The organism is Rhizobium sp. YTU87027 (genome assembly GCF_050644135.1).
Lineage (GTDB): Bacteria > Pseudomonadota > Alphaproteobacteria > Rhizobiales > Rhizobiaceae > Rhizobium.
Map to the genome: position 1 here is coordinate 3,228,733 of NZ_CP098440.1, position 22,279 is coordinate 3,251,011.

Sequence of the window (22,279 nt, forward strand, 5' to 3'; positions counted from 1 at the left end):
GATCATTCGACGTCGAACTTTACGCCCTGCGCAAGCGGCAGTGTCTTGCCGTAATTGACTGTGTTCGTCGCCCTGCGCATATAGGCCTTCCAGGCATCCGAGCCGGACTCGCGGCCACCGCCGGTTTCCTTCTCGCCGCCGAACGCACCACCGATTTCGGCTCCCGACGGACCGAGGTTGACATTGGCGATGCCACAATCGGAACCGCGCGCAGAAACAAAGGTTTCAGCCTCACGCATATCATTCGTGAAGATCGAAGAAGAAAGTCCCTGCGGCACCGCGTTATGGAGCTCCAACACCTGATCGAAATCCGTGTACTTCATCACGTAGAGAATTGGCGCAAATGTCTCATGCTCGACAGGGCCGGTCTGTGCGGGCATTTCAACGAGCGCCGGACGGACATAGAAAGCGTCTCCCGCACCGTTTTCGACGCGCTCGCCACCGGTAACCTTGCCGCCGGCAGCTCTCGCTTGCTCGAGAGCCGACTGCATGTTCGTAAAGGCATGCTTGTCGATGAGAGGCCCGACAAGCGTCCCCGTTTCCAGCGGGCTGCCGATCGAGACCGAGCCATAGGCCTTCTGCAGGCGCGGAACGAGCTTGTCGTAGACGCTCTCGTGAACGAACAGGCGGCGCAGCGTCGTGCAGCGCTGACCGGCGGTCCCCATGGCGGAAAAGGCAACGCCACGCAGCGTCAGGTCAAGATCGGCCGTCGGGCAGATGATCGCGGCATTGTTGCCGCCGAGTTCGAGGATCGATCGCGCAAAGCGCTGTGACAGGCGGGGACCGACAACGCGGCCCATGGCCGTCGACCCCGTCGCGGAAACCAGCGGCACCTTGGGATGGTCGACAAGCACTTCCCCGACATCACGTCCACCGATGAGCAACGTCGAAAGGTTCGCAGGCGCGGCTCCGCCTTCGGCGACAAACCGCTTCAATGCCTTCTCAAACAGCGCCTGAACGGCAAGCGCCGTCAGTGGCGTCTTCTCCGAAGGCTTCCACACTGTTGAGTTGCCGCAAACCAGCGCCAAGGCGGCATTCCACGACCAGACGGCGACCGGAAAATTGAAGGCAGAGATAATGCCGACGACGCCCAGCGGGTGCCAGCTTTCCATCATCCGGTGCTCGGAGCGCTCCGTGGCAATGGTAAGACCATAGAGCTGGCGCGACAGGCCGACGGCAAAGTCGCAGATGTCGATCATTTCCTGGACTTCGCCGAGCCCCTCGGAGGTGATCTTGCCAACCTCGATCGAGACGAGTCGGCCGAGAGCGAGTTTTGCCGCGCGGAGCTCTTGGCCGAGCAGGCGCACGAGTTCGCCGCGCTTCGGAGCCGGAACGGCCCGCCACTCGAGGAATGCCTTGTGCGCCGCCTCGATGGCGTCCTTTGCTTCTGAGGCAGAGTGCTCCTTCAGCACACCGATCTCCTTACCGGTGACCGGAGAGGTAACGCGAAGCGTGCCGCCGGTATAGCGGTCGGCGCCGACGCCCAGTTCCGTGAGCAGTTTTTTCGTCTCGGCGGCGAGATCAAGTGCAGAGATGGTCATGGTTCAACCTCGGTTCTCAAAAGCGGGCGTCGGCGAAATGGGCCACTTGGGCGCCGGCTTCATACCACATTTCCTTCACGGCGCGGAAGCTCGGCTCGGACGGCGCGGTAAGCGGTAGTGGCAGGTCCGCTTCCGTCGTCTGCCCCAGGATAAGCTGGGCAAGCGTGCGGCCGAAAACGGTGCCCGGCGCGATCCCCCGACCATTATAGCCGGAGAAGCCAACGACATTCGGCGCGAACCTGTGGAAGCGCGGCAGCGCATTGTCGGTCATCCCAATCTTGCCATACCACTCGCATTCGAACTCGACATCGCCAAGCTGCGGAAAGAGCTTCTTCAAAGAGCGTTTGGCCCAGGCCGTGTGGATACCAAGTCCAATATTGCGTAAAGCACCGACACTGCCGAACACCAGGCGCCCGGCCTGGTCCATGCGATAGGAGGAGAGGATTTCCTTCGTGTCCCAAACTCCCTCGCGCCCGGCAAGGATCGAGCGGCGCAAATTGTCGCCAAGTGGCCGGGTCGCAAGATTGAAATAGGGCAGGTGGACCTGCTCGTTGCGCACTGCTTCCCAGGGACCCGTGCTGTATGCATCAGTCGCCACGATGATCCAGTCCGCCGTCACCTCGCCCTTGGTGGTCCTGACGGCCCAGCGATTCCCTTTCCGCTCGGTGGCGATGACGGGGCTCGATGTGTGGATTGAAACGCCAGCTTTGACCGCTGCATGGGCGAGACCTCGGGCATATGCGAGCGGCTGCAGCGTACCCGCGCGCATATCGAGCAACGAACCCGTATAGGCACTGCTGCCGACACGCTTGGCCGTCTCGGCAGCGTCCAGCAGCGTCACCGGCGCTCCGCGCACCGCCCATTGCCGCGAGCGATCTTCGATCTCCTTCAAGCCACTCTCGCCAACAGCGACGTGAAGCGTGCCGTTCCGTTCGAGCTCACAGGCAATGCCGTGCTTGTCGATCAGCTCCATTACAAGCTTTGGTGCATTGCCCAGCAGGTCGAGCAGACGTTCGCCGTAGACCGGGCCGAGAACGCCCGGAAGGTCATCCGGCATGACCCACATGCCGGCGTTGATGAGGCCGACGTTGCGGCCCGCACCGCCGAATCCGATCTCCTTGGCCTCCAGCAATACGACCTTCGAGCCCGCTTCGGCGAGATGAAGACTGGAGGAAAGACCGGTATAGCCGCCCCCCACAACAACGACGTCGGCGCTCACGGCGCCAGCCAGCGACGGTGTCACAGGTGGCTGGGGAGCGGTTTTTTCCCAAAGGCCGTGGGAACGGGGATCGTTCAGCATTCGATCAAAATCCATCCATTAGGCAGGCGACATTCTAGCGCCGTGCGATTGCTTGTAAAACCGCTGATACAGGCTGCCGATCGCCGCCAGGAGCAGCAAACCCGGCCGGTCGATCGCGTTCCAGTTCATTCCGATTCCGTCAGATGGATTACTTTACAAAGCCGGATAAGCAGTAAATATCGACATTTGGGAAATAGCTTATTCTGAAATGGAATGATGGATGCTGCCATCGCGACGCTTTCTTCCGTCGACATCCTTGCTTGTTGCCTTCGAGGCGGCATCTCGCACCGGTAGCGTCACGGCAGCCGCACGCGAACTCGACCTCACGCAGAGCGCCGTCAGCCGCCAGATCAAGGCGCTGGAGGAGCAACTCGGCGTCGAACTGTTCGTGCGCGAGCGCCAGACCGTGCGACTGACGCTTGCCGGCGACGGTTACGCCCGCGAAATACGCGAGGCACTGCGACGCATTTCAAGCGCGTCGCTAAACCTGCGCGCAAATCCGCATGGAGGTACGCTCAATCTGGCCATTCTCCCCACCTTCGGGACGCGATGGTTGGCGTCCCGGCTGGGTAGCTTCCTCGCCGCCAATCCCGAGGTAACGATCAATCTCATCACCCGATTGTCGCCCTTCGACTTCCGGCTCGATTCAATCGACGCGGCCATTCACTTCGGTCACGCGCATTGGCCTGGTGCGGAGCTGACGTTTCTCATGTCGGAGAAGACCGTCCCGGCCTGCAGCCCCGAATTTCGCACCCGGCACGCGATCAACGCTGCACAGGATCTGCTCGAAGCTCCACTACTGCACCTGACGACGCGCCCGGATGCATGGGAGCGGTGGTTCGCAGACAATGATGTGAGCTTTCAAAGCGTCCACGGTATGCTCTTTGATCAGTTCGCGACGGCCGCCCAAGCGGCGGTGGCCGGTCTCGGCGTTGCGCTGCTGCCGACTTTCCTGATTCAGGATGAGCTGAAACGCGGAGACCTGGTTGCAGCCATTGATCGCGAAACGGAAAGCAGTGAGCACTACTATCTTGCCTATCCGCCGGAACGAGCCGACTACGCCCCGCTGGAGGCATTTCGCGCCTGGATCGTTCGCGAAGCCGCGATCTGAAGCTTGCGCCGACAGGGCGCTTTCGAGCATTATACGCCGAACCAGAATAGATGCAGGAACTTCCCCATGAAGCCAATTTTCGTTCAGCTCCAATGCGCGCCAGGCAAGACCTACGAGGTCGCCGATGCCATCTATCAGACCGAGCGCGTTTCGGAGCTCTATTCGACGAGTGGCGATTATGACCTCCTGCTCAAGGTCTACATCGAAGAGGGGCAGGACATTGGCAAATTCATCAACGATAACATCGCCAACATCCCCGGCATCGTGCGCTCGCTGACAACCCTGACCTTCAAGGCCTTCTGAGCAGCCGTTTGAAACCGCCTTCCGGTCTCCCGCAAGGGCCCTAAAACGGGACGGCTCGTGAACCGCCGAGGCTTGTAATCTCACCGGAAGGCGCTTCTCCATCCACCGACCCCGATAGTGGAAGCAACCGGACGCGTTTGGCAGCGCCGGGGGCAAGATGAAACCAGTCGTCGTCGGGTCGATAGCCATCGACACTGACGTGAACGGACTGCGCGAACCTGTCGGCTGCGATATCGAGCCCCCATGCATCGTCCTGTCGCGTCACCGCAACCTGGATTTCAGCATCATGGAAGGCCTTGGAGCGCCCCAACGGAAAATGGAAGGCGTCGGCAACCACTGGACCGCCATCCGGCAGGCGCAAGCGAGCAACGGCAACGTCATGGGAAGGCGAGCCGAAGCGGAAGGCGTAAGTCGTGTCGAAAAACGCGCCAAAGAGATCGGTGGCGGCAAAGGTCTCGCAGCTCCTTGGGGCCAAAGCCAGAATGCGGCCGCCGCTGACGACGTGCTGCCTGCCGTGCCGCAAGCAAACAAGCTCGAGATCAAGCTGAAGAGCGTTCTCGGTCTCGTTTAGCACGTGAATATCGAGGCCGTTCGTGCCTTCGTCGGTGACGACAACCTGCACCGGTCGGAACGCGCGACCTAGCGCGTACCAGATGGGTTTCGGCTCGCCGGTCGAATCAATCACACCCCAACCAGGGCCAGGCATCAAATCCTGCAGTGTCCAGACCAGTGCGCCGTTGCAGGTCGATCCCTTGCGTCGCCATTCGGCAAAGGTCGCCTCGGCCACTTCGCCGGTGACGACACGGGAAAGGTCGAGGTACCGCTCGCGATTCTCACGACGGAGGCGCGCCGGATCCTCGCCATAGAGTTCTGCCAGATAGAAATCCCTGACGTCCTCGAAATCCCACGAGGCGCCACGATCGCGGGGAACCCGCGATTTCCATAGCGGACTGTGGACCGGCGGCACGTCCAGATGGCGTTGCAGCGTTCTCTGCTGCGGCACGTGGGCGAAAGCCAGGCTCTCGGCCGCGAAGCGAATGTTTGCACGGCGCGCGTCATCAAGCGGTCGCATGTAGGCGCCAACGCCGTAGTAATGGGTGACCCCAACATTCGCAGAAAACGGCATTGCGCCGCCCGAAGGTGAATTTGGCACATACGGGACGTCGGGCCGCATGCGCCCGGCAATCGCCGGAATGATCTCTTCCGTGATCGGACCCGACCAATAGTCCTGCGGCAATCCAAGCATGGCCGCCTGCTGGTAGATCTCGCTGCCGCCGCACAAAACCGCCAGCGACGGGCATCCCTGGACGGCATGCAGGAATTCCTCGACCTCCGCGTGGACATGCGCCGTCAGAGCTTTGTCGTTCTTCGGATAGTCAAAATTGGCGAACATGAAGTCCTGCCAGACAAGCAGGCCGAGTTCGTCGCAGAGTTGAAAGAACTCCGGCGTCTCATAGGCCATCGTCCCGCCGATACGAATCATGTTCATGCCCGCCTCCGCTGCAAGGCACAGCAACGGCTCGTAATCCGCTCTGTCGCCCGGCAACCGAACAATATCGGCGGTCGTCCAAACAGCACCACGGCAGAAGATGCGCTCGCCGTTGATCAACAGTGCAAAATCATCTCCGTGGGCGCCGCGATCGACGTCGATCCGCCGAAAACCTGTTCGCCCTGCGTGATGGGCAACACCGTCAACGACAATCGAGTAATCGTAAAGTTGAGGCGCGCCGTGCGTGTGCGGCCACCAGAGATCGACGTCCTTCAGCTTCAGGATTGCCGAGTAGTGGCTCTCTCCAATCTTTTCAAAGGCCTGCTCGATCTCTCCACACCGAAGCGTCAAATCCGGATTGTCGACATTCGTGTGAAGCGAAACGCTCAACCGCCCGGTGCCGTCCGCCTCAAGCACGGCACGAACGGCGACATTGTCGATCGAAACGACATCGCGGCGCACGAGCGTGATGGGACGCCACGGACCAACCGCATGAATTTCCGGACACCAGCCCGGCATCCGCCCAAGCAAGGTCGTGCGAACATTCTTCAGGCCTTGCGGCGTGATCATCTGCGGACGCCAGCGGGCGCGTGGGCCGGGTTCGGTCAGCTTCGGCGCCAAGGCTCGGAAGCACAGCGCCAGCTCGTCGCCGCCGGAGAGCGTCACCGGTATCTCGTGCGTGGTGAACATGCTTTCCGACGCCAGTATCTCCTGGCCATTGAGAAAGACATGACACAGTGTCGCCAAGCCCTCGAAGCGCAGGATCACATCGCCGGGCTGCGCGTCAAAAAGGCGGCAGAGATACCACGCGTCGCGGGTATCGAGCGGCTCCGGATTTTCACGATCGAAGCGTCCCGCCTTTTCCAATGCCGAAGCGACAGTCCCCGGCACTTCGGCAGCGATGAACTGAGCGGACAGGGGAATATCATGAGGCGTTGCGCAAGCGCCCGGCTCCGTAAGAACCAGATTCCAGCCTTCGGCGAGCAGAGTTTCCTCTGCACCGACACTCGCCAACCGTCCCCGCATGCTAGACTCCCGGCTTCACAAGCGCTCCTTGAGCGAAGCCATCATGGAATCCCATGCATCGGCTGCCGGATCAAGCGCTGTGCGCAGTGGATCATACTTCTTCCGCGTCACGGCCCGGGCGAGCTGGAACTGCACTGACTTTGCAACTTCGGAAATCCGGCGCGCGTCATCAATGGCAGACGAAAATTCATTGGCAGAGAGCCAGGCAAGATGATCACCGGCAAGTTCGAAATTGGCGCCAAACTGGCGTAGCGTGTTGAACGCATATTTGTGAAAGAAACCAAACGGTCGCTCTGCCACTGCTTCCACCTGCTGCGGAAACACTTTGGCGAAAGCCAGGATAGGATTCGAGACCGGCCGGCGACCGAAGTGAAGTCCGAGGAGTTTGCGCGCCGTGGTGCTGACATGCGCAGCCTCAGGAATACGGGCGGGAAGCTTTACAAATTCCGTGTACGGAAGGAACAACGGATCTTCTGGCGTCAGGTGAAGCTGGAACAGGCCGTCGAAGTCTTCGCCCTCGAGCTGAAAATAACCACCGTTGTGAAAGTACTCGACGCGCTTTCCGGCAAAATCGAACCTGTTGATTGCCACGGTGGTCTTGCCATGCTCGGTTCGATAGGCAGTGCCCTGCGTGTCGGGCATATAGAACGAGTCCATCTCGATCAGGCAAAGGCGCCCGCGCGCAATCTGCACCTCGATGTGCCGTTCGACGCGGTCGAAGATGGCAAGTTCGGTAACGCGGATATCGTAGAGTGCCTCAAGATCCTCGAGGGGCACCTTGAAGAAGGTGAATTGATCGCCCTCGAAGTCCTGTGTGAGTGTGAAGCCAAGCATCGCCTCCGGCGCGGTGCCGACGGCGTTCAGCACTTCGATCCAGAGGTCGACATAGCAATTGGTTTCAGGCCACATCCGCTCACTGGAATGCAGCGGATGCGGCTGATAGCCATCCGGGTGGACCCGCGGAAAGACGGCTCTCATCGCTGCGCTCAGCTCCACAGCGCTTGACGCACCTTGGAAGGCCAATGCTTGACCTCGAGCCCGTGGTGATGAAACAGCGCGAGCGCGATGCGCTCAAGGCCGAAGCCAACGCAAGCCGTGTGCGCAACGCTGCCGTCTTCGAGATATAGCTCCCATTTCGTGCCAAACGCATCCTGATGGTAGTTGAAGCTCATGCAGGCCGTCGGCTTGGCAACCGAAGTGATCGGAATGAGCAGTTCAAATTTCAGGTTCTGATCGCGCTGATTATTGGCCAGCATTTTGCCGGCGCGGCCAAAGAACGGGTCGTTCGCGACATCAATCGTCACATCCAGGCCGACTGCCTTCATCATTTCGACGCCGCGATCCATCCAGCGTTGCCGGAAATCCGTGACATGCTGCTCCGTACCCATGCAAATATATTCACGCATGCGGAAAAGCTGCTGGCGCGCGGGATCCTGCGAAGGCTCGTGGCGGAAGCAATAGGATTGCAGATCGAAGAGACCGCCGCCCATCGGCAGTTTGCCGCGGCGAGCAACAGTCGGATAGAGCGGATAGCACGCAGCAGGAGTCAAAACGATGTCGGTTGCCTGCTGATCCTTCGTCCAGTCGTCTCCCACTTCCATGCACTGAAGGAGGCTGATGTGGTCGAGTTCACTGCCGCAGAAACTGTGAACCGTGCCCGCGAGCTGCGGGAAGCTCTTCATGTAACCGCTCTTCTCGAAGAAGGCACGGTTCATTCCGGGCGGAAAACGCATCGCTTCAGCGCCATCGGCGCCGCCGAACTTGTCGATCAGGCGCTCGAAGGCGGCAATCACGTCTTCAAACTGTCCGCTGCGTCCGTAAAGACCGTCAACGCCCGTATCGATCAAGAGACCCGATTCAAAAAGCCTGTCCAGAAACGTTGTCTGCACGTCCATGTCGTCACCCCAGTAAGCTAGTGTCCTGCTTGTGGACAAGAAGCATGCTCGACGTGTTGCCGAGGATGCGGTCGTTCGAGATCATGAGTTGTGCGGAATGGGCATCGCGCAGGTGCCGGCCGACGCTGAATGGCGTGCCGTTCTTGTAACCCATGATCCCACAAATCAGCATCACGTGATTGACGATCTCGAGAATCGTCTCCGACGAGGCAATCTTCACGTTGTTCATCGTGACAGCGAAGCCCATCGAGGAAAGCTTGTCCGCGTCGCTCTTGGCATCTTCGTAGGCCTTCAGGCCGGCGACGACGTTCGAGCGAACCATCTGCAGAAGGTTGGAGACCTCGGCCAACCGCAGGGCTCCGGGCGGTGGCGCCCCTGGTGACTTGCGCGCCGCTGCTCGCACGAACGCCTGGGCGCGACCCACAGCGTCGACGGCGATGCCATACCACACGCCGCTCCAAAGAAGGTGCGACGACGCCAGCATCGATTGGGCCGCGATCTCCGCGAAGGGCTTCGGAAGGATTTGCGCTGTGGGCGCCTCGCCGCTGAAGAGGAAGCCATCCGAGCACGTGCCCCGCATGCCGAGCGTATCCCACGCGTGGGTTTTTTCCAGCGTGTACTGCTCCTTGAGAAAAACGGTCAGAACCTGATCGGAAGAAGCCGCATTGGCATGGGCGCGCGACGTAATCATGATCGCATCGGCGTAGGAGCCGTAGGATATGACGGTGGCGTCTTTCTCCAGACGGCAGGTATCGCCATCCACCTCGATCGCGCAGATGCTGTTCCTGAGGTTGCCGCCAATGCCACCTTCGGTCGTCGCCGACCCAATCAGCAATTGCTCGGCCGCCACGCGTTGCATAAAGGCCCGATGCCATTCGCTCTCGGCGCCGTGCTCGACCAGGCTGCAAAGCTTGATGTGATGCATGGCGAAAACCATGGCAGCCGCAGAACACGCCTGCCCAAGCATCGAGCACAGTTCGGCGATCCGTGCGATCGTCGCGCCTTCGCCGCCGAAGTGGCGTGGAATCTGAATTCCGAGCAACCGCTCGGCCCTCATGGCCTCCACGGCTTCGTGTGGGAACCTCCCGTCAAAATCGACGGAGTCCGCATGCCTTGCCGCGATCGCGGACACGCGGGCGACTCTGGCGGCAAGATCTTCTTCCGTGATTTTGACCGGAAAGTTCATTTAGGCGACCTTCCGGCTATCTTTGATCTGGTCGACGGTCTTCGAGATCGCCGAAATGCTGGCGAAAGACTTGCGATTGAGGAGATTGTCGGGAAATTCGATGTCAAAGGCTTCTTCGATGCCAAGCATAAGCTGCACCGAAGCGAAGGAAGTTAAGCCCACGGCATAGAGGTCGGCATCGTCGGCGACTTGGTCAACAGAAACGGGAAGCTTTCCGAATTTGACGAGGAGCTCACGGATCGTAGTATTCATTATGACTTCTCCAAGATGATCATATCTCGAGTGGCGAAACTGCCTTGTTCTCGCGATAGGCGTAGTCTGGAAAAGACAAAATTCTCCTAAATGACGTAGTTAAAGTGAGCTAATCACCTCAGCTAAATTCTTAGAAGAGAAACGGGAGGAAGCGGAACTTACGTTGGATTTCAATATCTTGACTGAGTCATATATTTTCGCGCCATCAGAGGTCTGGCAACACTGTGTCCAAGAACAACACTTCGCTCGCACCTTTTTTACTAAGCTCCCGGCGGATATAAGTGCTCGACACCGCGATAATCCGACACAGAATAGCAACCTTCACCCATCTCTCTGATCGACTGTTCGCCTATCACGACCTTGCCATGGCCACCGGGGATATCGAGTATGTAGGTGGGTTGGCAGAGGCCGGAAATCCGGCCGCGCAAAGCGGCGACTATCTTCTGTCCTTCTTCGATCGTCAGTCGAAAATGGCTTGTGCCGGGAGCCAGGTCCGGATGGTGCAGGTAGTAAGGTTTTACACGCGTCTCGACGAAGGCCTTCATCAACTCTGCAAGTACTGTCGGATCATCATTGACGCCCTTCAGAAGCACCGACTGGCTGACCATGACCATTCCGGCATCAATCAGGCGGGCACATGCCGCGCGCGCCTCATCGCTCAGTTCGCGCGGATGATTGGCATGCAGCGCCACGTAGACGGTCTTGCCGCTTGCTCTGAGGGCCGCAATCAGGGCCGCATCCACTTTTGACGGATCAACCACGGGAACCCGGGTATGGAACCGCGCGATCTTCACGTGGTCGATCGATGCCAGTTCGCGAAGAATTTCTTCCAGCCGTCGCGGCGACAACACGAGCGGATCGCCGCCCGTCAGGATCACTTCCCAGATTTCCTTATGGTCGCGGATGTAGGCGAAGGCCGCAGACATTGCATTGGGGTCAAGCGTGCCCAAGCCCTGCGGACCGACCATCTCGCGGCGAAAACAGAAGCGACAGTAGACCGGGCAGACGTGCACGGCCTTCAACAGCACCCGATCCGGATAGCGATGAACGATCCCCTGTACGGGACTATGGGCTTCGTCGCCGATCGGGTCGGCGCGCTCTTCGGGCGTCGTGATCAGCTCGGCCGGCTCAGGAACGAATTGCCGGGCGATTGGATCTGAATCATCGCCTCGGTCGATCAAACCTGCAACAGTCGGAGTCAATGCAATGGCATAGCGCGCGGCGACATCACTCAGCGCGTCCCGGTCTCTCTGACCCAGCAGTCCTGCGCGTTCCAGCCCTTCGACCGTCTTGATAGGCCCGTTGCTGTTCATCTGCCGTACTCCGCGACCGGAGCCCACATCACCTGATCGATCCGCGAGGCCCCGGTTGTCAGCATCACCAGCCGATCGAAGCCAAGAGCGATGCCGCTTGCCTCGGGCATGATGGCAAGCGCGTCCAGAAAATCCTCATCGAGAGGATAGCTTTCGCCGTAGATACGAGCTTTTTCAGACATCTCGATCTCGAAGCGGCGGCGCTGTTCCGCTGCATTGGTAAGCTCGCCGAAGCCGTTTGCAAGCTCGACGCCGCAGGCATAGACCTCGAAACGTTCGGCAACACGGGGATCAAGCGCCGATGGGCGCGCCAGTGCCGCTTCCGACACCGGATATTCGTCAAGAATGGTCACACGGTCGAAACCCAGATGAGGCTCAACCTTTTCGACCAGCACGCGGCTGAACAAATCCGCCCAGCCATCGTCGTCTGCAACGCGCATTCCGGTCCGCTTCACTTGGTCAGCGAGATGCGCCCGATCCGTCGCACCATCGGCGGAAACGGAGGCCAGCAAATCAATGCCGGCGTAGCGCTCGAAAGCTGCGGCGACACTGATCCGCTCCGGTCCGGCAAACGGATCGCAATCCCGGCCCCTATAGGTGAGCCGCGTCGTCTTCATGGTTTCCGCAGCCAGCGCCAGGATCCGAACGCAGTCCATCATCAGGCTCTCATAGCTTTCGCCCACGCGATACCACTCGAGCATGGTGAATTCCGGGTGGTGCAGAGGGCCGCGCTCGCGGTTGCGATAGACGTGGGCAAAACAGGCGATGCGCTGTTCGCCGGCCGAAAGCAGCTTCTTGCAGGCGAACTCAGGTGAGGTATGCAGGTAGAGCGGCGCCGCCGTCTGGCCGTCCGTCGTCAAAGCCTCGGTGGCAAATGCGTGAAGATGTGCCTCGTTGCCCGGCGACACCTGCAGCGTGGCGGTGTCGACCTCAAGAAAATCCTCGCTCAGGAAGTAGCCGCGCAGTGAAGACTGGATCGCATTGCGTCCAATCAGGAACGGGCGGCGGTCCAAATGCACGCTCGGCGTCCACCACGACGAGACTTTGGCGATTGAGGGATTCATTGGCATCATCCTGACTGACCTGTCCAACGCTGGGGCTGGCTATTTGCCGGATTTTAGGTTAGTTGCGCCCCCAAAGAACAATCAATCGCGTCTCCGGGGCTGTATCGACAGTCCTCTACGACGCCAAAAGCCGAGTTACAAGGAAGTCTTAATGGTCAAGGTCATCGCCTCTTCCGTCCGCAAGGGCAACGTTCTCGACGTGGATGGCAAGCTCTACGTCGTTCTGACGGCCCAGAACTTTCATCCGGGCAAGGGCACGCCGGTTACACAGGTCGACATGCGTCGTATCGTTGACGGCGTCAAGGTCTCCGAGCGCTGGCGTACGACCGAACAGGTCGAGCGCGCCTTCGTCGAAGACGTGAACTTCCAGTATCTTTATGAGGATGGCGAAGGGTTCCACTTCATGAACCCGGCGACCTATGATCAGGTGGTCGTGAACGATGAAACGATGGGCGATCAGAAGGCCTATCTGCAGGAAGGCATGACCTGCATCCTGTCAATCCATGAAGGCGTTCCGCTTGCGCTCGAACTGCCGCGCCACGTGACCCTCGAAATCACGGAAACCGAGCCGGTTGTTAAGGGCCAGACGGCTTCGTCCTCCTACAAGCCGGCAATGCTGTCGAACGGCGTGCGCACCATGGTGCCTCCGCACATCAACGCCGGCACGCGCGTCGTTATCGCGACGGAAGACAATTCCTACGTCGAGCGCGCAAAGGACTGATCGTCCGCTTCAGCGCTGAGAAACCACGGCCGCTTCGGAAACGACGCGGCCTTTTTCTTGTCAGTGGCTACGTTCGTATCGCGACCACCGTTCAAACAAAAAGCGCCGGCTCAAGACGGCGCTTTCGATTTCAAAAATGATAAGGCCGCCGAACGCCGGCCTGGGCTTTAGTAGCGCGGGCAACGTGCCTCGTAGCGACGGCCATACCGATCCCGGTAGACGCAGTAGCCACGGCGCTCAACGGACTGGCCGATCAATGCGCCAGCAAGACCACCGGCAACAGCACCCACTGCAGCGCCACCCCAACTGTTGCTAACAGCACCACCGATAATGGCGCCTGTACCGGCACCGATTGCGGTGCCCTGCTCGGTCGCCGTGCAGGAAGCAAGTGCGCCAACGAGGGCGCCAATGAGTACAATCTTCTTCATCATGACATATCTCCCAGTTTTTTCCGTCGTTTAGATACGACCGAGCAGCACAAGAATAATAATAATCAGGAGAACTAGCCCCAAACCGCCCGAAGGTCCATAGCCCCATCCGCGGCTATAGCCCCAATTCGGTAAGGCGCCGATCAACAGCAGAATAAGGATAATCAGAAGTATCGTGCCAAGCATGGTTCAAGTCCTCAGCCTCATTACACCTGGAATGGACAAGAAACACACATCACCGTTTTTTGTTCCAAATGTATCAACCGTTCCACTTTGGCGGGAAAACCACTCAATCAGGCCCCGTTTTCGCTTCCGGTGAGTAACGTTGACATCATCAGGCGAGACTCGAGCCCAAATGGATCGTCGATTTTCCGCCAAGGGCTGTTGACAGCCCGGATGCAAAGCGAGTCGCACGTATAGCGCGAATCTCGCGATTCAGCATCTTGTGGGAAAAAGTGATTCAAAATCAATACTTAGCCGTGAACAAACACTGAATCAGCCGGAGTCAGCGATTCGTCTCCGATTCGTTCTCAAGCTGTTCCGAATCGCAAAACGAGCAATCTGCAAGCTTTTCGCGCAACAGAAACCGCAGAGTAAATTCAAATCAGCACTTGCGTTTAGGGCAATGGCTGTCCATGTGTTGTCTGCTTCGGAGAGGAGCTGACTTGATCTGGGGCACCCTCGCCTCATCTGCAGGACCATGACACTGACATCGCAGCCGATGATACTGAGTGGGCGCGGAGTAACCGCGGTGCTCGGACCAACCAATACCGGCAAGACGCATTATGCCATTGAGCGCATGGTTGCTCATGGCACCGGCGTGATCGGGCTGCCGCTACGGCTGCTGGCGCGTGAGGTCTATACACGTGTCGCCGAAAAGGTCGGGGTTCAAAACGTTGCGTTGGTGACGGGCGAAGAGAAGATATCACCTCCCAACGCCCGCTTTTCGGTCTGTACTGTCGAGGCAATGCCACGCGAGACCAAAGCCGCTTTCGTCGCTATCGATGAAGTTCAACTCGCCGGTGACCTCGAGCGAGGACACATCTTCACGGACCGTATTCTTCACTTGCGCGGCCGCGACGAAACGCTGTTGCTCGGCGCCGGTACCATGCGCCCGATCCTGCAGCAACTGCTCCCCGGAATCACCGTCGTCGAACGGCCGCGCCTTTCCCACCTGTTCTATGCGGGTCAGAAGAAGATCACTCGCCTGCCGCAACGCTCGGCGATCGTCGCGTTCTCCGCCGACGAAGTCTATGCGATTGCCGAGTTGATCCGCAGACAGCGCGGCGGAGCAGCAGTCGTTCTCGGAGCTCTCAGTCCACGCACCCGCAATGCGCAGGTAGCGCTCTATCAAGCCGGAGACGTGGAATATCTGGTCGCAACGGACGCGATCGGTATGGGTCTCAATCTTGACGTCGATCATGTCGCCTTCGCGCAAGATCGCAAATTCGACGGCTATCAGTTTCGCAATCTCAATCCCGCCGAGCTCGGGCAGATTGCCGGCCGCGCCGGACGGCATGTTCGCGACGGGACGTTTGGTGTCACCGGCCAGGTCGATCCCTTTGATGAGGAACTGGTCGAACGCATCGAAGGCCACGAGTTCGACAATGTGAAGGTGCTGCAGTGGCGTACCAAGAACCTCGACTTCGGCTCGCTTCACGCGTTGCGCACGAGCCTTGAGACCGGTCCGACGGTCTCCGGCCTGACACGCGCTCTGCCCGCCGTCGACCAGCAAGCGCTGGAGCACCTGTCGCGCTACCCCGAAATCATCGATCTTGCCAATAACCCGGCGCGCGTCGAGAAGTTGTGGGAGGCCTGTGCGCTTCCGGACTATCGACGCATCGCACCGGCCCAACACGCCGATCTGATTTCCACCCTCTTTTCCGATCTCGTCCGCTATGGCACGGTAAACGAGGACTTCCTTGCCGAGCAGGTGCATCGCGCGGATCGAACAGACGGTGAGATTGACACGCTTTCGGCGCGAATCGCGCAGATAAGGACTTGGACCTATGTATCGAATCGGCCCAATTGGCTTGCCGATCCGACACACTGGCAGGAAAAGACGCGGGAAATCGAAGATCGATTGTCCGATGCGTTACATGAAAGGTTGACGAAACGCTTTGTTGATCGCAGGACATCTGTGCTCATGAAGCGCCTGAGAGAGAATGCGATGCTGGAAGCTGAAATCAGTGTAAATGGCGATGTCTTCGTTGAAGGACATCATGTGGGGCAACTGTCGGGATTCCGGTTCACGCCCATTTCGGGAGCGGAGGGACCGGACGCTAAGGCCGTTCAGTCTGCCTCGCAGAAGGCGCTCGCTCTGGAATTCGAGGCACGCGCGGCTCGCCTCCATGCAGCCGGCAATGGCGATCTCGCGATCAGCTCCGACGGTTCGATCCGCTGGTTGGGCGACCCGGTGGCGCGCCTGACAGGCAGCGATCATGTCATGCGTCCGCGCGTCATCATCCTCGCCGATGAGCAGCTGACCGGCAATGCCCGCGACCACGTGGCCGCTCGTATCGAGCGCTTTGTAAATCATCATATCAGCACCGTTCTGAAACCGCTTGATGACCTGTCTCGCGCGGAGGATCTGCAGGGTCTGGCAAAGGGCCTGGCATTTCAGCTCGTCGAGAACCTCGGCGTGCTGTTCCGGCGCGATGTGACTGAAGAGGTAAAGTCGCTGGATCAGGATGCGCGCGCTTCGATGCGCCGCTACGGTGTCCGGTTCGGCGCCTACCACATCTTCGTCCCCGCCCTTCTGAAACCCGCCCCGGCAGAGCTCATCACGCTCCTCTGGGCACTGAAGAACGACGGTCTCGACAAGCCCGGCTATGGCGATCTCATTCCCGTGCTGGCCGCAGGCCGCACGTCGGTTGTCACCGATCCAGGTTTCGAGCGCACCTTCTACAAGCTGGCCGGCTTCCGGTTCCTTGGCAAACGTGCAGTGCGCATCGACATCCTGGAGCGTCTGGCCGATATCATTCGCCCTCTGCTCCAGTGGAAGCCGGGCCAGGCCAATCGTCCGGAAGGCGCATATGACGGGCGCCGTTTCACGACGACGACCGCCATGCTTTCGATCCTTGGCGCAACGTTGGAGGACATGGAAGAGATCCTGAAGGGACTCGGCTATCGCGCCGATGCTGTTAAGGCAGAGGAGGCGGCCGCCCATCTGTCGGCCCAAGACGCTGCAGCAACGCCCGCAACCGAGACTACGGCTGAGGACAATGCAGAGAAGGCGGATCACGACGATGCCGACAGCGCATCGGAAGAAACCGCTTCGGAAGCTCCAGGTGTTGTTGAAGCGGTGGCTACCGAACAACCGGTCGCCGCAAACTCCGAAGAAGCGGAGGAGCCGAAGCCTGTTCTTCTCTGGCGCCTCGGTGGCCGTACGGACAATCAGCGCCAGGCTCGCAACCCAGGCGAACGCCGTGGCGGCAACAATCGCGGCCAGGACCGCGGATCCGACCATCGCCGCCAGGGCGGTGCAGGTGGAGAAGGCCGCGACGGCAATCGCCAGCATCATGGCAAGGATGGCGGCAAGCCACATCAGGGACGCGGCGACCGCAACGAGCAGCGCGGCGACCGTCAGGACCGTGGCGACCGCAAGGATCGCAACAACAACCGTGGCGGCCCACAGCCGTTGCGCTTCGAGGCAAAGCCCCCGCGTAAGGAAAAGCCGATCGATCCGGATTCTCCTTTCGCGAAGCTCGCTGCCTTGAAGGAGCAAATGAAAAAGTAAGCGGATGGGCGGGGAGACACAGCCAGGAAGCGGTTCGCGGCAACGCATCGACAAGTGGCTGTTCTTCACGCGCATGGTTAAATCGCGCTCGCTGGCACAAAGCCATATTCAATCCGGGCATGTCAGGATTAACGGCGAGCGTGCCCTTCAGCCGAGTCAGATGGTCAAGGTGGGCGACAGGGTCGAACTGGCGCTCGAGCGGCGAGATGTTGTCCTCATCGTCAAATCAGGCGGTGAGCGACGCGGCCCCTATGAGGAAGCCCGGCTGCTTTATGAGGATCTGACGCCGCCACCCGACGAGGTGAAGCGCCTCACACCTTATGAGCAGGCAATGCGGGCAACGGGAGCAGGGCGACCCACAAAAAAGGAACGCCGTGCAATCGACAAGCTGATGTCGGACGAGGATTAGAAAACTCTGTCCGAACTGCGGGGTTTTGCGATTTCTTTATTCTTGAAATCCGCAGATAAAGCCGATACGTGACAATCAACTTGCCGGATAGCGTGACTGCCTCCCAAGCATCTCACCGCTTCCTTTCCGGTTGGGGGAAACGCGCGACGTTCCAGGTTGCCCGGCCCCATTGTATGGAAGTCCTGGAGTTCTTCATGACCTATGTCGTGACCGACAATTGCATTCGCTGCAAATATACCGACTGCGTGGAAGTCTGCCCCGTTGACTGCTTCTATGAAGGCGAAAACTTCCTCGTCATCCATCCTGACGAGTGCATCGACTGTGGTGTTTGCGAGCCGGAATGTCCCGCCGAGGCGATCAAGCCGGACACGGAGCCAGGCCTCGACAAGTGGCTCAAGATCAACGCCGAGTATGCCAGCATCTGGCCGAACATCACGGTCAAGAAGGATGCCATGCCCGAAGCAAAGGAAATGGACGGCGAAAGCGGCAAGTTCGAGAAGTACTTCTCGGAGAAGCCAGGAGCCGGCGACTGATACTAGAGTTCCAAGCTTAGGCCTGAAACCGGGTTCAGTGACCAAGAAAAATAGCTGAAGTGTGCCTGCGGCATATGGGTGTCATGTGTTGCGCGCATGACTCAGCCGCAGTAAATTATTGATTTCCTCATATTTTTGTGATAGCTTCCTCATACTGATCCATTTGCGGCATGAAGCATGCCCAAACCACCACGAAAGCAAAACAAATCCAAAAACGCGGTTTCCGTGACATATCAACGCCTTGAGCCGTGAGGTTCTAAGCTTGTGCGCATGGATGTGTTTGTTTTTGTCCAGTGGGACCAGAAGTAAGTCACCCGACGGATCTGACCGTCTCATCCGGGCCTGACTGACCCGGCTCCGGCTGCAGCCGGAAGCGTAACAGGGAGTGTTTGAATAGAATGACGACCCAGCAGAAAAAACCTTCTTCCGCACGTCACGGCTTCAAGACCGGTGAATCGATCGTGTACCCCGCACATGGCGTCGGTACCATCAGCGCCATCGAAGAGCAAGAAGTAGCAGGCATGAAGCTTGAACTTTTCGTTATCGATTTTGAGAAGGACAAGATGCGCCTGAAAGTGCCGGTCGCTAAGGCCATGAGCATCGGCATGCGTAAGCTCTCCGAAACCGATTTCGTCGAGCGTGCGTTGAAGGTTGTGCAGGGCAAGGCGCGCGTCAAGCGTACCATGTGGTCCCGTCGCGCCCAGGAATATGATGCCAAGATCAATTCCGGCGACCTCATTTCCATCGCTGAAGTTGTCCGCGACCTCTATCGCGCCGAGAACCAGCCGGAACAGTCCTATTCCGAACGTCAGCTTTATGAAGCTGCTCTTGACCGCATGGCACGCGAAATCGCTGCCGTGAACAAGATGTCGGAAACCGAAGCTGTCCGCCTCGTAGAGACCAACCTTAACAAGGGTCCGAAGCGCGGCAAGGCAATCGAAGAAGACGAATCTCAGGATGAAGCTGCGTAAGCTTTCTGTTTTTTCTGCAAAAAACCCGGCCTAGCGCCGGGTTTTTTATTGGAACTTTTTCAGTGCTCGCGCGTTTCAAGGATGTAGCTGCGGACCGCGTCGGGAACTGACATCACCCTCGAACGCTCGCATCCCTGTAAACGTTCGATGAGGAGCGGATCATGCCTTCCACGTTCTGCCTATCCGGCAACTTGAAGAAACTGGTCCTACCCGGCCGTATTACCGGCGCATAACCCTAAGCTAGGGCCCCGTCTGGAAACGTCCAGAGTTCGGGGCCTTTATACGTTCAAGACATGAATTTGGTCTGGGCAGCGATGTCCGGAAGCAAGGATTCTTTGCCCTTTTTTGGCGTCACGTCACGCCTGAATTCAGGAGACCGATATGAAGAACATGTCAGCAGACCGGCGCATGATTAAAATCGCCATGGCGGCTCCCTACCTTGCCCGCGAAGAGGAACACGATCTCGCAATCCGCTGGAAGAACAATGATGACCGTGGCGCCCGCAATCAGATCGCCATGGCCCATATGCGCCTCGTCATCTCCATGGCGGGTAAATTTCGTAACTTTGGCCTGCCGATGAGCGACCTTGTGCAGGAGGGCTACGTCGGCCTGCTAGAGGCTGCGGCACGCTTCGAGCCGGAGCGTGATGTCCGCTTCTCCACTTATGCAAGCTGGTGGATCCGAGCCTCCATTCAGGACTACATCCTTCGCAACTGGTCGATTGTTCGCGGTGGTACGAGTTCTGCCCAGAAGGCTCTGTTTTTCAATCTTCGTCGTCTGCGCGCCAAGCTCGCCAGGGGCGACACGCAGCTCACGCTCCAATCCATCCACCAGGAGATCGCGGCCGCGCTCGGCGTCAGCCTTTCAGACGTCCAGACGATGGATGCCAGACTTTCAAGCAATGACGCCTCGCTACAGGCACCTTCGGTTTCCGGCGATGCCGACAGCGCCGAGAAGATGGACTTCCTCGTCAGCGATGAGCCTCTGCCTGATGAGCAGGTATCGAACATGATCGACGGCGAGCGTCGCCGCAACTGGCTCGCTTCTGCCCTAAAGCACCTCAATGAGCGTGAAATGAAGATCATCAGCGCCCGGCGGCTCGCGGAAGACGGCGCTACGCTTGAGGAACTCGGCGCGGATCTCGGCATTTCCAAGGAACGCGTCCGGCAGATTGAAAGCCGGGCGATGGAGAAACTGCGCAGCGCGCTCGTCAGCGCGGACCCCTATATGGCCGCATCCGCCTAAAAGAGCTTACTCCCAGTGATGGAACTGGCCCGGTGAAAGCCGGGCCTCTTTTTATTCCGCGATAATCTTGACGCGGTCGCCCGGAGAAACGGAGGCACCCGTCGGCAAAGCATTGATAAGCTTGAAGAGATCGAGCTTGCGATCCGTGCCCATCATCCGCGCAGCAAGCGTCGTGATGTTCTCGCCCGGCCGTACTTTGACGACCCTGACCCGCAATGGCTTCAAGGAAGCCGTTTCTTCCGGGGTCATGCGGCGGAAGCTTGCCCGCAATACATCGGCGGTTTGCTGCAGCGTCGCGCTACCCTTCGGCACGGCCGTCAGGAACCGGAAGATCTGTGCGTTGTTGCGGATGACGGTGACGTCGAAGTCCCAGCGATCTGCGCTCGCCCGCGCCGTCGCGGCCTCCATTCCATTGACCGTGATCTGCTGAATGGTCGACGGATCAAGGCCGGTAACCCAACCGCTCGAGATGTAGTTCGTCAGGCTCTGGTTCTGATTATCAGCGACGCCGTCAAAACGGATAGCAACATCGCCGGGACCGGTCGCCATGACCGCCTCGACCTTGTTGTCGATCTTGAAATCAGGAGGCACGTCGAAGCGAATACCGAGACCACCGTGCAGGAAGGTCTGACCGCGCACATACCCTTCCTCCGGACTGTCGCCGTAAAGTAGGCCGTCGATTCCGTCGAGATAGTAGTCCCTGCCCGTGTCGCCAACCTTGCCTTCCTGACCGAAAGCACGCGCATGGTCGCGCGCAAGTTCGATACGCTGTGCCGAGTTCGGATGGCTGGACAGGAAGTCGAGGCTCTGATCCGCCTCAGGATCGACCGACATGAAACGGCTATAGGCAGCCATGGAATCCAAGAACCGCGCAGCAGCATAGGGATCGTAGCCCGCTTCGCCGAGCATGCGGACGCCGATCACGTCTGCCTGCAGTTCCTGTTGCCGCGAGAACGCTGCCAGTCGCAGCTTGCCACGCGCCAGGGCCTGCTTTCCGGCAATGTCGCTCGACAACACTTCGGCAACGACACGGCTGGCGATAACTTCCGCTTCCTCGCGCTTCTGCCGTTCGATGCCATGATTTGCGGTAACGTGGCCCATCTCATGCGAAAGAACAGCAGCGACCTCGGAGGCGTCGTTGGCAAGCGCCAGCAAGCCACGCGTCACATAGAGATAGCCGCCGGGCAAGGCAAACGCGTTGATAGCCGGCGAGTTCAGGATGGTGATGCGATAGGACTGACTCGGATTCTCCGAGACCGCCGTCAGTGCGCCCGCGATACGGGCAACCAAGCGCTCGGTCTTAGCGTCCTTGTATTCACCGCCATAGCTCGCGACGATGCGCGGATGCTCGCGGGCGCCCATGGCAGCGCGCGGATCGTTCTTCTGCACTTCATCGACGATCTGCGGATTGGAGGAGGGTGCAACACTTGGCTGATAGGACTGCTCGAGAATGGATTGGCAGCCGTACAACGCAACGCTTGTCGCACACACAAATGACACCCGTTGTACCAAGCGGCACGCAGACGAGAGCAAATCACTGGAAGGCGCGGGGAATTTCCACGTCGGCATACTGTCCAGTCTGGCTCTCCAAGTCATTTTGCTTGTCGGCCGGTCCGCTTCCGCGACCCGGTCGGTCTCATGGTGATTCAACAGGCGTCCGTCCCCGTTCTTGCACTGCACAATCGGGGACACAAGTCTTTGCTGTAACTGATTTCCGCATCGGTTGCATAGCGAGACTCTGACTAAATGTGGC

Annotated in this window: 20 protein-coding genes; 8 read left to right on the forward strand and 12 right to left on the reverse strand. The window is 59.1% G+C overall.

Features of this window, described 5'->3' with window-relative positions:
* Positions 1-2 precede the first annotated feature (2 nt).
* Together amaB and NBG89_RS16025 are read right to left on the reverse strand one after the other, a co-directional pair.
* The gene (gene amaB / locus NBG89_RS16020) at positions 3-1,541 is read right to left on the reverse strand and encodes an L-piperidine-6-carboxylate dehydrogenase (protein ID WP_431320753.1); all 1,539 of its coding nucleotides are present in this window, start codon (positions 1,539-1,541) and stop codon (positions 3-5) included.
* A 16-nt stretch (positions 1,542-1,557) separates the two neighbouring features.
* Positions 1,558-2,841, reverse strand: a complete 1,284-nt coding sequence (locus NBG89_RS16025) for an NAD(P)/FAD-dependent oxidoreductase (RefSeq protein ID WP_431320754.1) — start codon at positions 2,839-2,841, stop codon at positions 1,558-1,560.
* A 220-nt stretch (positions 2,842-3,061) separates the two neighbouring features.
* On the opposite strand from NBG89_RS16025, the gene NBG89_RS16030 reads away from it, so the two are divergent.
* On the forward strand, positions 3,062-3,952 hold the full coding sequence (locus tag NBG89_RS16030) for a LysR family transcriptional regulator (protein ID WP_431320755.1): 891 nt from the start codon (positions 3,062-3,064) through the stop codon (positions 3,950-3,952).
* A 66-nt stretch (positions 3,953-4,018) separates the two neighbouring features.
* Positions 4,019-4,255, forward strand: coding sequence for an Lrp/AsnC ligand binding domain-containing protein (locus tag NBG89_RS16035; RefSeq protein ID WP_016556708.1), 237 nt, complete (start codon positions 4,019-4,021; stop codon positions 4,253-4,255).
* A gap of 40 nt (positions 4,256-4,295) precedes the next feature.
* Here NBG89_RS16035 and NBG89_RS16040 read toward each other — a convergent pair whose 3' ends face one another.
* The 7 genes from NBG89_RS16040 to epmA all read right to left on the reverse strand — a co-directional run bounded on the left by NBG89_RS16040 (position 4,296) and on the right by epmA (position 12,480).
* A complete protein-coding gene (locus NBG89_RS16040) occupies positions 4,296-6,770 on the reverse strand; it encodes a glycoside hydrolase family 2 protein (protein ID WP_431320756.1) in 2,475 nt (824 codons plus the stop codon).
* Positions 6,771-6,785: 15 nt separating this feature from the next.
* Entirely contained in the window at positions 6,786-7,748 is a 963-nt protein-coding gene (locus NBG89_RS16045; protein ID WP_431320757.1) for a DUF1839 family protein, read from the reverse strand.
* Between the two features lie 8 nt (positions 7,749-7,756).
* The gene (locus tag NBG89_RS16050) at positions 7,757-8,665 is read right to left on the reverse strand and encodes an amino acid--[acyl-carrier-protein] ligase (RefSeq protein ID WP_431320758.1); all 909 of its coding nucleotides are present in this window, start codon (positions 8,663-8,665) and stop codon (positions 7,757-7,759) included.
* 4 nt (positions 8,666-8,669) lie between these two features.
* Complete coding sequence (locus NBG89_RS16055; protein WP_431320759.1) at positions 8,670-9,851, reverse strand: acyl-CoA dehydrogenase family protein; 1,182 nt, start codon at positions 9,849-9,851, stop codon at positions 8,670-8,672.
* Positions 9,852-10,103 (reverse strand): acyl carrier protein, encoded by a 252-nt coding sequence (locus tag NBG89_RS16060; protein WP_431320760.1) that lies wholly within the window; start codon positions 10,101-10,103, stop codon positions 9,852-9,854.
* Between the two features lie 260 nt (positions 10,104-10,363).
* Positions 10,364-11,416 (reverse strand): lysine-2,3-aminomutase-like protein, encoded by a 1,053-nt coding sequence (locus NBG89_RS16065; RefSeq protein ID WP_431320761.1) that lies wholly within the window; start codon positions 11,414-11,416, stop codon positions 10,364-10,366.
* On the reverse strand, positions 11,413-12,480 hold the full coding sequence (epmA, locus tag NBG89_RS16070; RefSeq protein ID WP_431320762.1) for an EF-P lysine aminoacylase EpmA: 1,068 nt from the start codon (positions 12,478-12,480) through the stop codon (positions 11,413-11,415). The genes NBG89_RS16065 and epmA overlap by 4 nt, the downstream gene beginning before the upstream one ends.
* A 151-nt stretch (positions 12,481-12,631) precedes the next feature.
* Here epmA and efp point away from each other — a divergent pair, with 151 nt between their 5' ends.
* Complete coding sequence (efp, locus tag NBG89_RS16075) at positions 12,632-13,201, forward strand: elongation factor P (RefSeq protein ID WP_018855880.1); 570 nt, start codon at positions 12,632-12,634, stop codon at positions 13,199-13,201.
* 167 nt (positions 13,202-13,368) lie between these two features.
* On the opposite strand, the gene NBG89_RS16080 is transcribed toward efp, so the two are convergent.
* Positions 13,369-13,632: a YMGG-like glycine zipper-containing protein gene (locus NBG89_RS16080; RefSeq protein WP_007794616.1), complete on the reverse strand. Its 264-nt coding sequence runs from the start codon at positions 13,630-13,632 to the stop codon at positions 13,369-13,371.
* A 27-nt stretch (positions 13,633-13,659) separates the two neighbouring features.
* Positions 13,660-13,815 (reverse strand): DUF3309 family protein, encoded by a 156-nt coding sequence (locus NBG89_RS16085; RefSeq protein ID WP_088693054.1) that lies wholly within the window; start codon positions 13,813-13,815, stop codon positions 13,660-13,662.
* A gap of 514 nt (positions 13,816-14,329) precedes the next feature.
* Here NBG89_RS16085 and NBG89_RS16090 point away from each other — a divergent pair.
* From NBG89_RS16090 to NBG89_RS16110, 5 genes are all read left to right on the forward strand, one after another.
* On the forward strand, positions 14,330-17,368 hold the full coding sequence (locus NBG89_RS16090; protein WP_431320763.1) for a helicase-related protein: 3,039 nt from the start codon (positions 14,330-14,332) through the stop codon (positions 17,366-17,368).
* Positions 17,369-17,372: 4 nt separating this feature from the next.
* On the forward strand, positions 17,373-17,777 hold the full coding sequence (locus tag NBG89_RS16095; RefSeq protein ID WP_431320764.1) for an RNA-binding S4 domain-containing protein: 405 nt from the start codon (positions 17,373-17,375) through the stop codon (positions 17,775-17,777).
* Between the two features lie 194 nt (positions 17,778-17,971).
* Positions 17,972-18,310: a ferredoxin FdxA gene (gene fdxA, locus NBG89_RS16100; protein WP_431320765.1), complete on the forward strand. Its 339-nt coding sequence runs from the start codon at positions 17,972-17,974 to the stop codon at positions 18,308-18,310.
* Between the two features lie 398 nt (positions 18,311-18,708).
* On the forward strand, positions 18,709-19,281 hold the full coding sequence (locus NBG89_RS16105) for a CarD family transcriptional regulator (RefSeq protein ID WP_007528356.1): 573 nt from the start codon (positions 18,709-18,711) through the stop codon (positions 19,279-19,281).
* 381 nt (positions 19,282-19,662) lie between these two features.
* Positions 19,663-20,526, forward strand: a complete 864-nt coding sequence (locus NBG89_RS16110; RefSeq protein WP_007528357.1) for an RNA polymerase factor sigma-32 — start codon at positions 19,663-19,665, stop codon at positions 20,524-20,526.
* A 51-nt stretch (positions 20,527-20,577) separates the two neighbouring features.
* On the opposite strand, the gene NBG89_RS16115 is transcribed toward NBG89_RS16110, so the two are convergent.
* Positions 20,578-22,122, reverse strand: coding sequence for a M48 family metalloprotease (locus NBG89_RS16115; protein ID WP_431320766.1), 1,545 nt, complete (start codon positions 22,120-22,122; stop codon positions 20,578-20,580).
* Positions 22,123-22,279 lie beyond the last annotated feature (157 nt).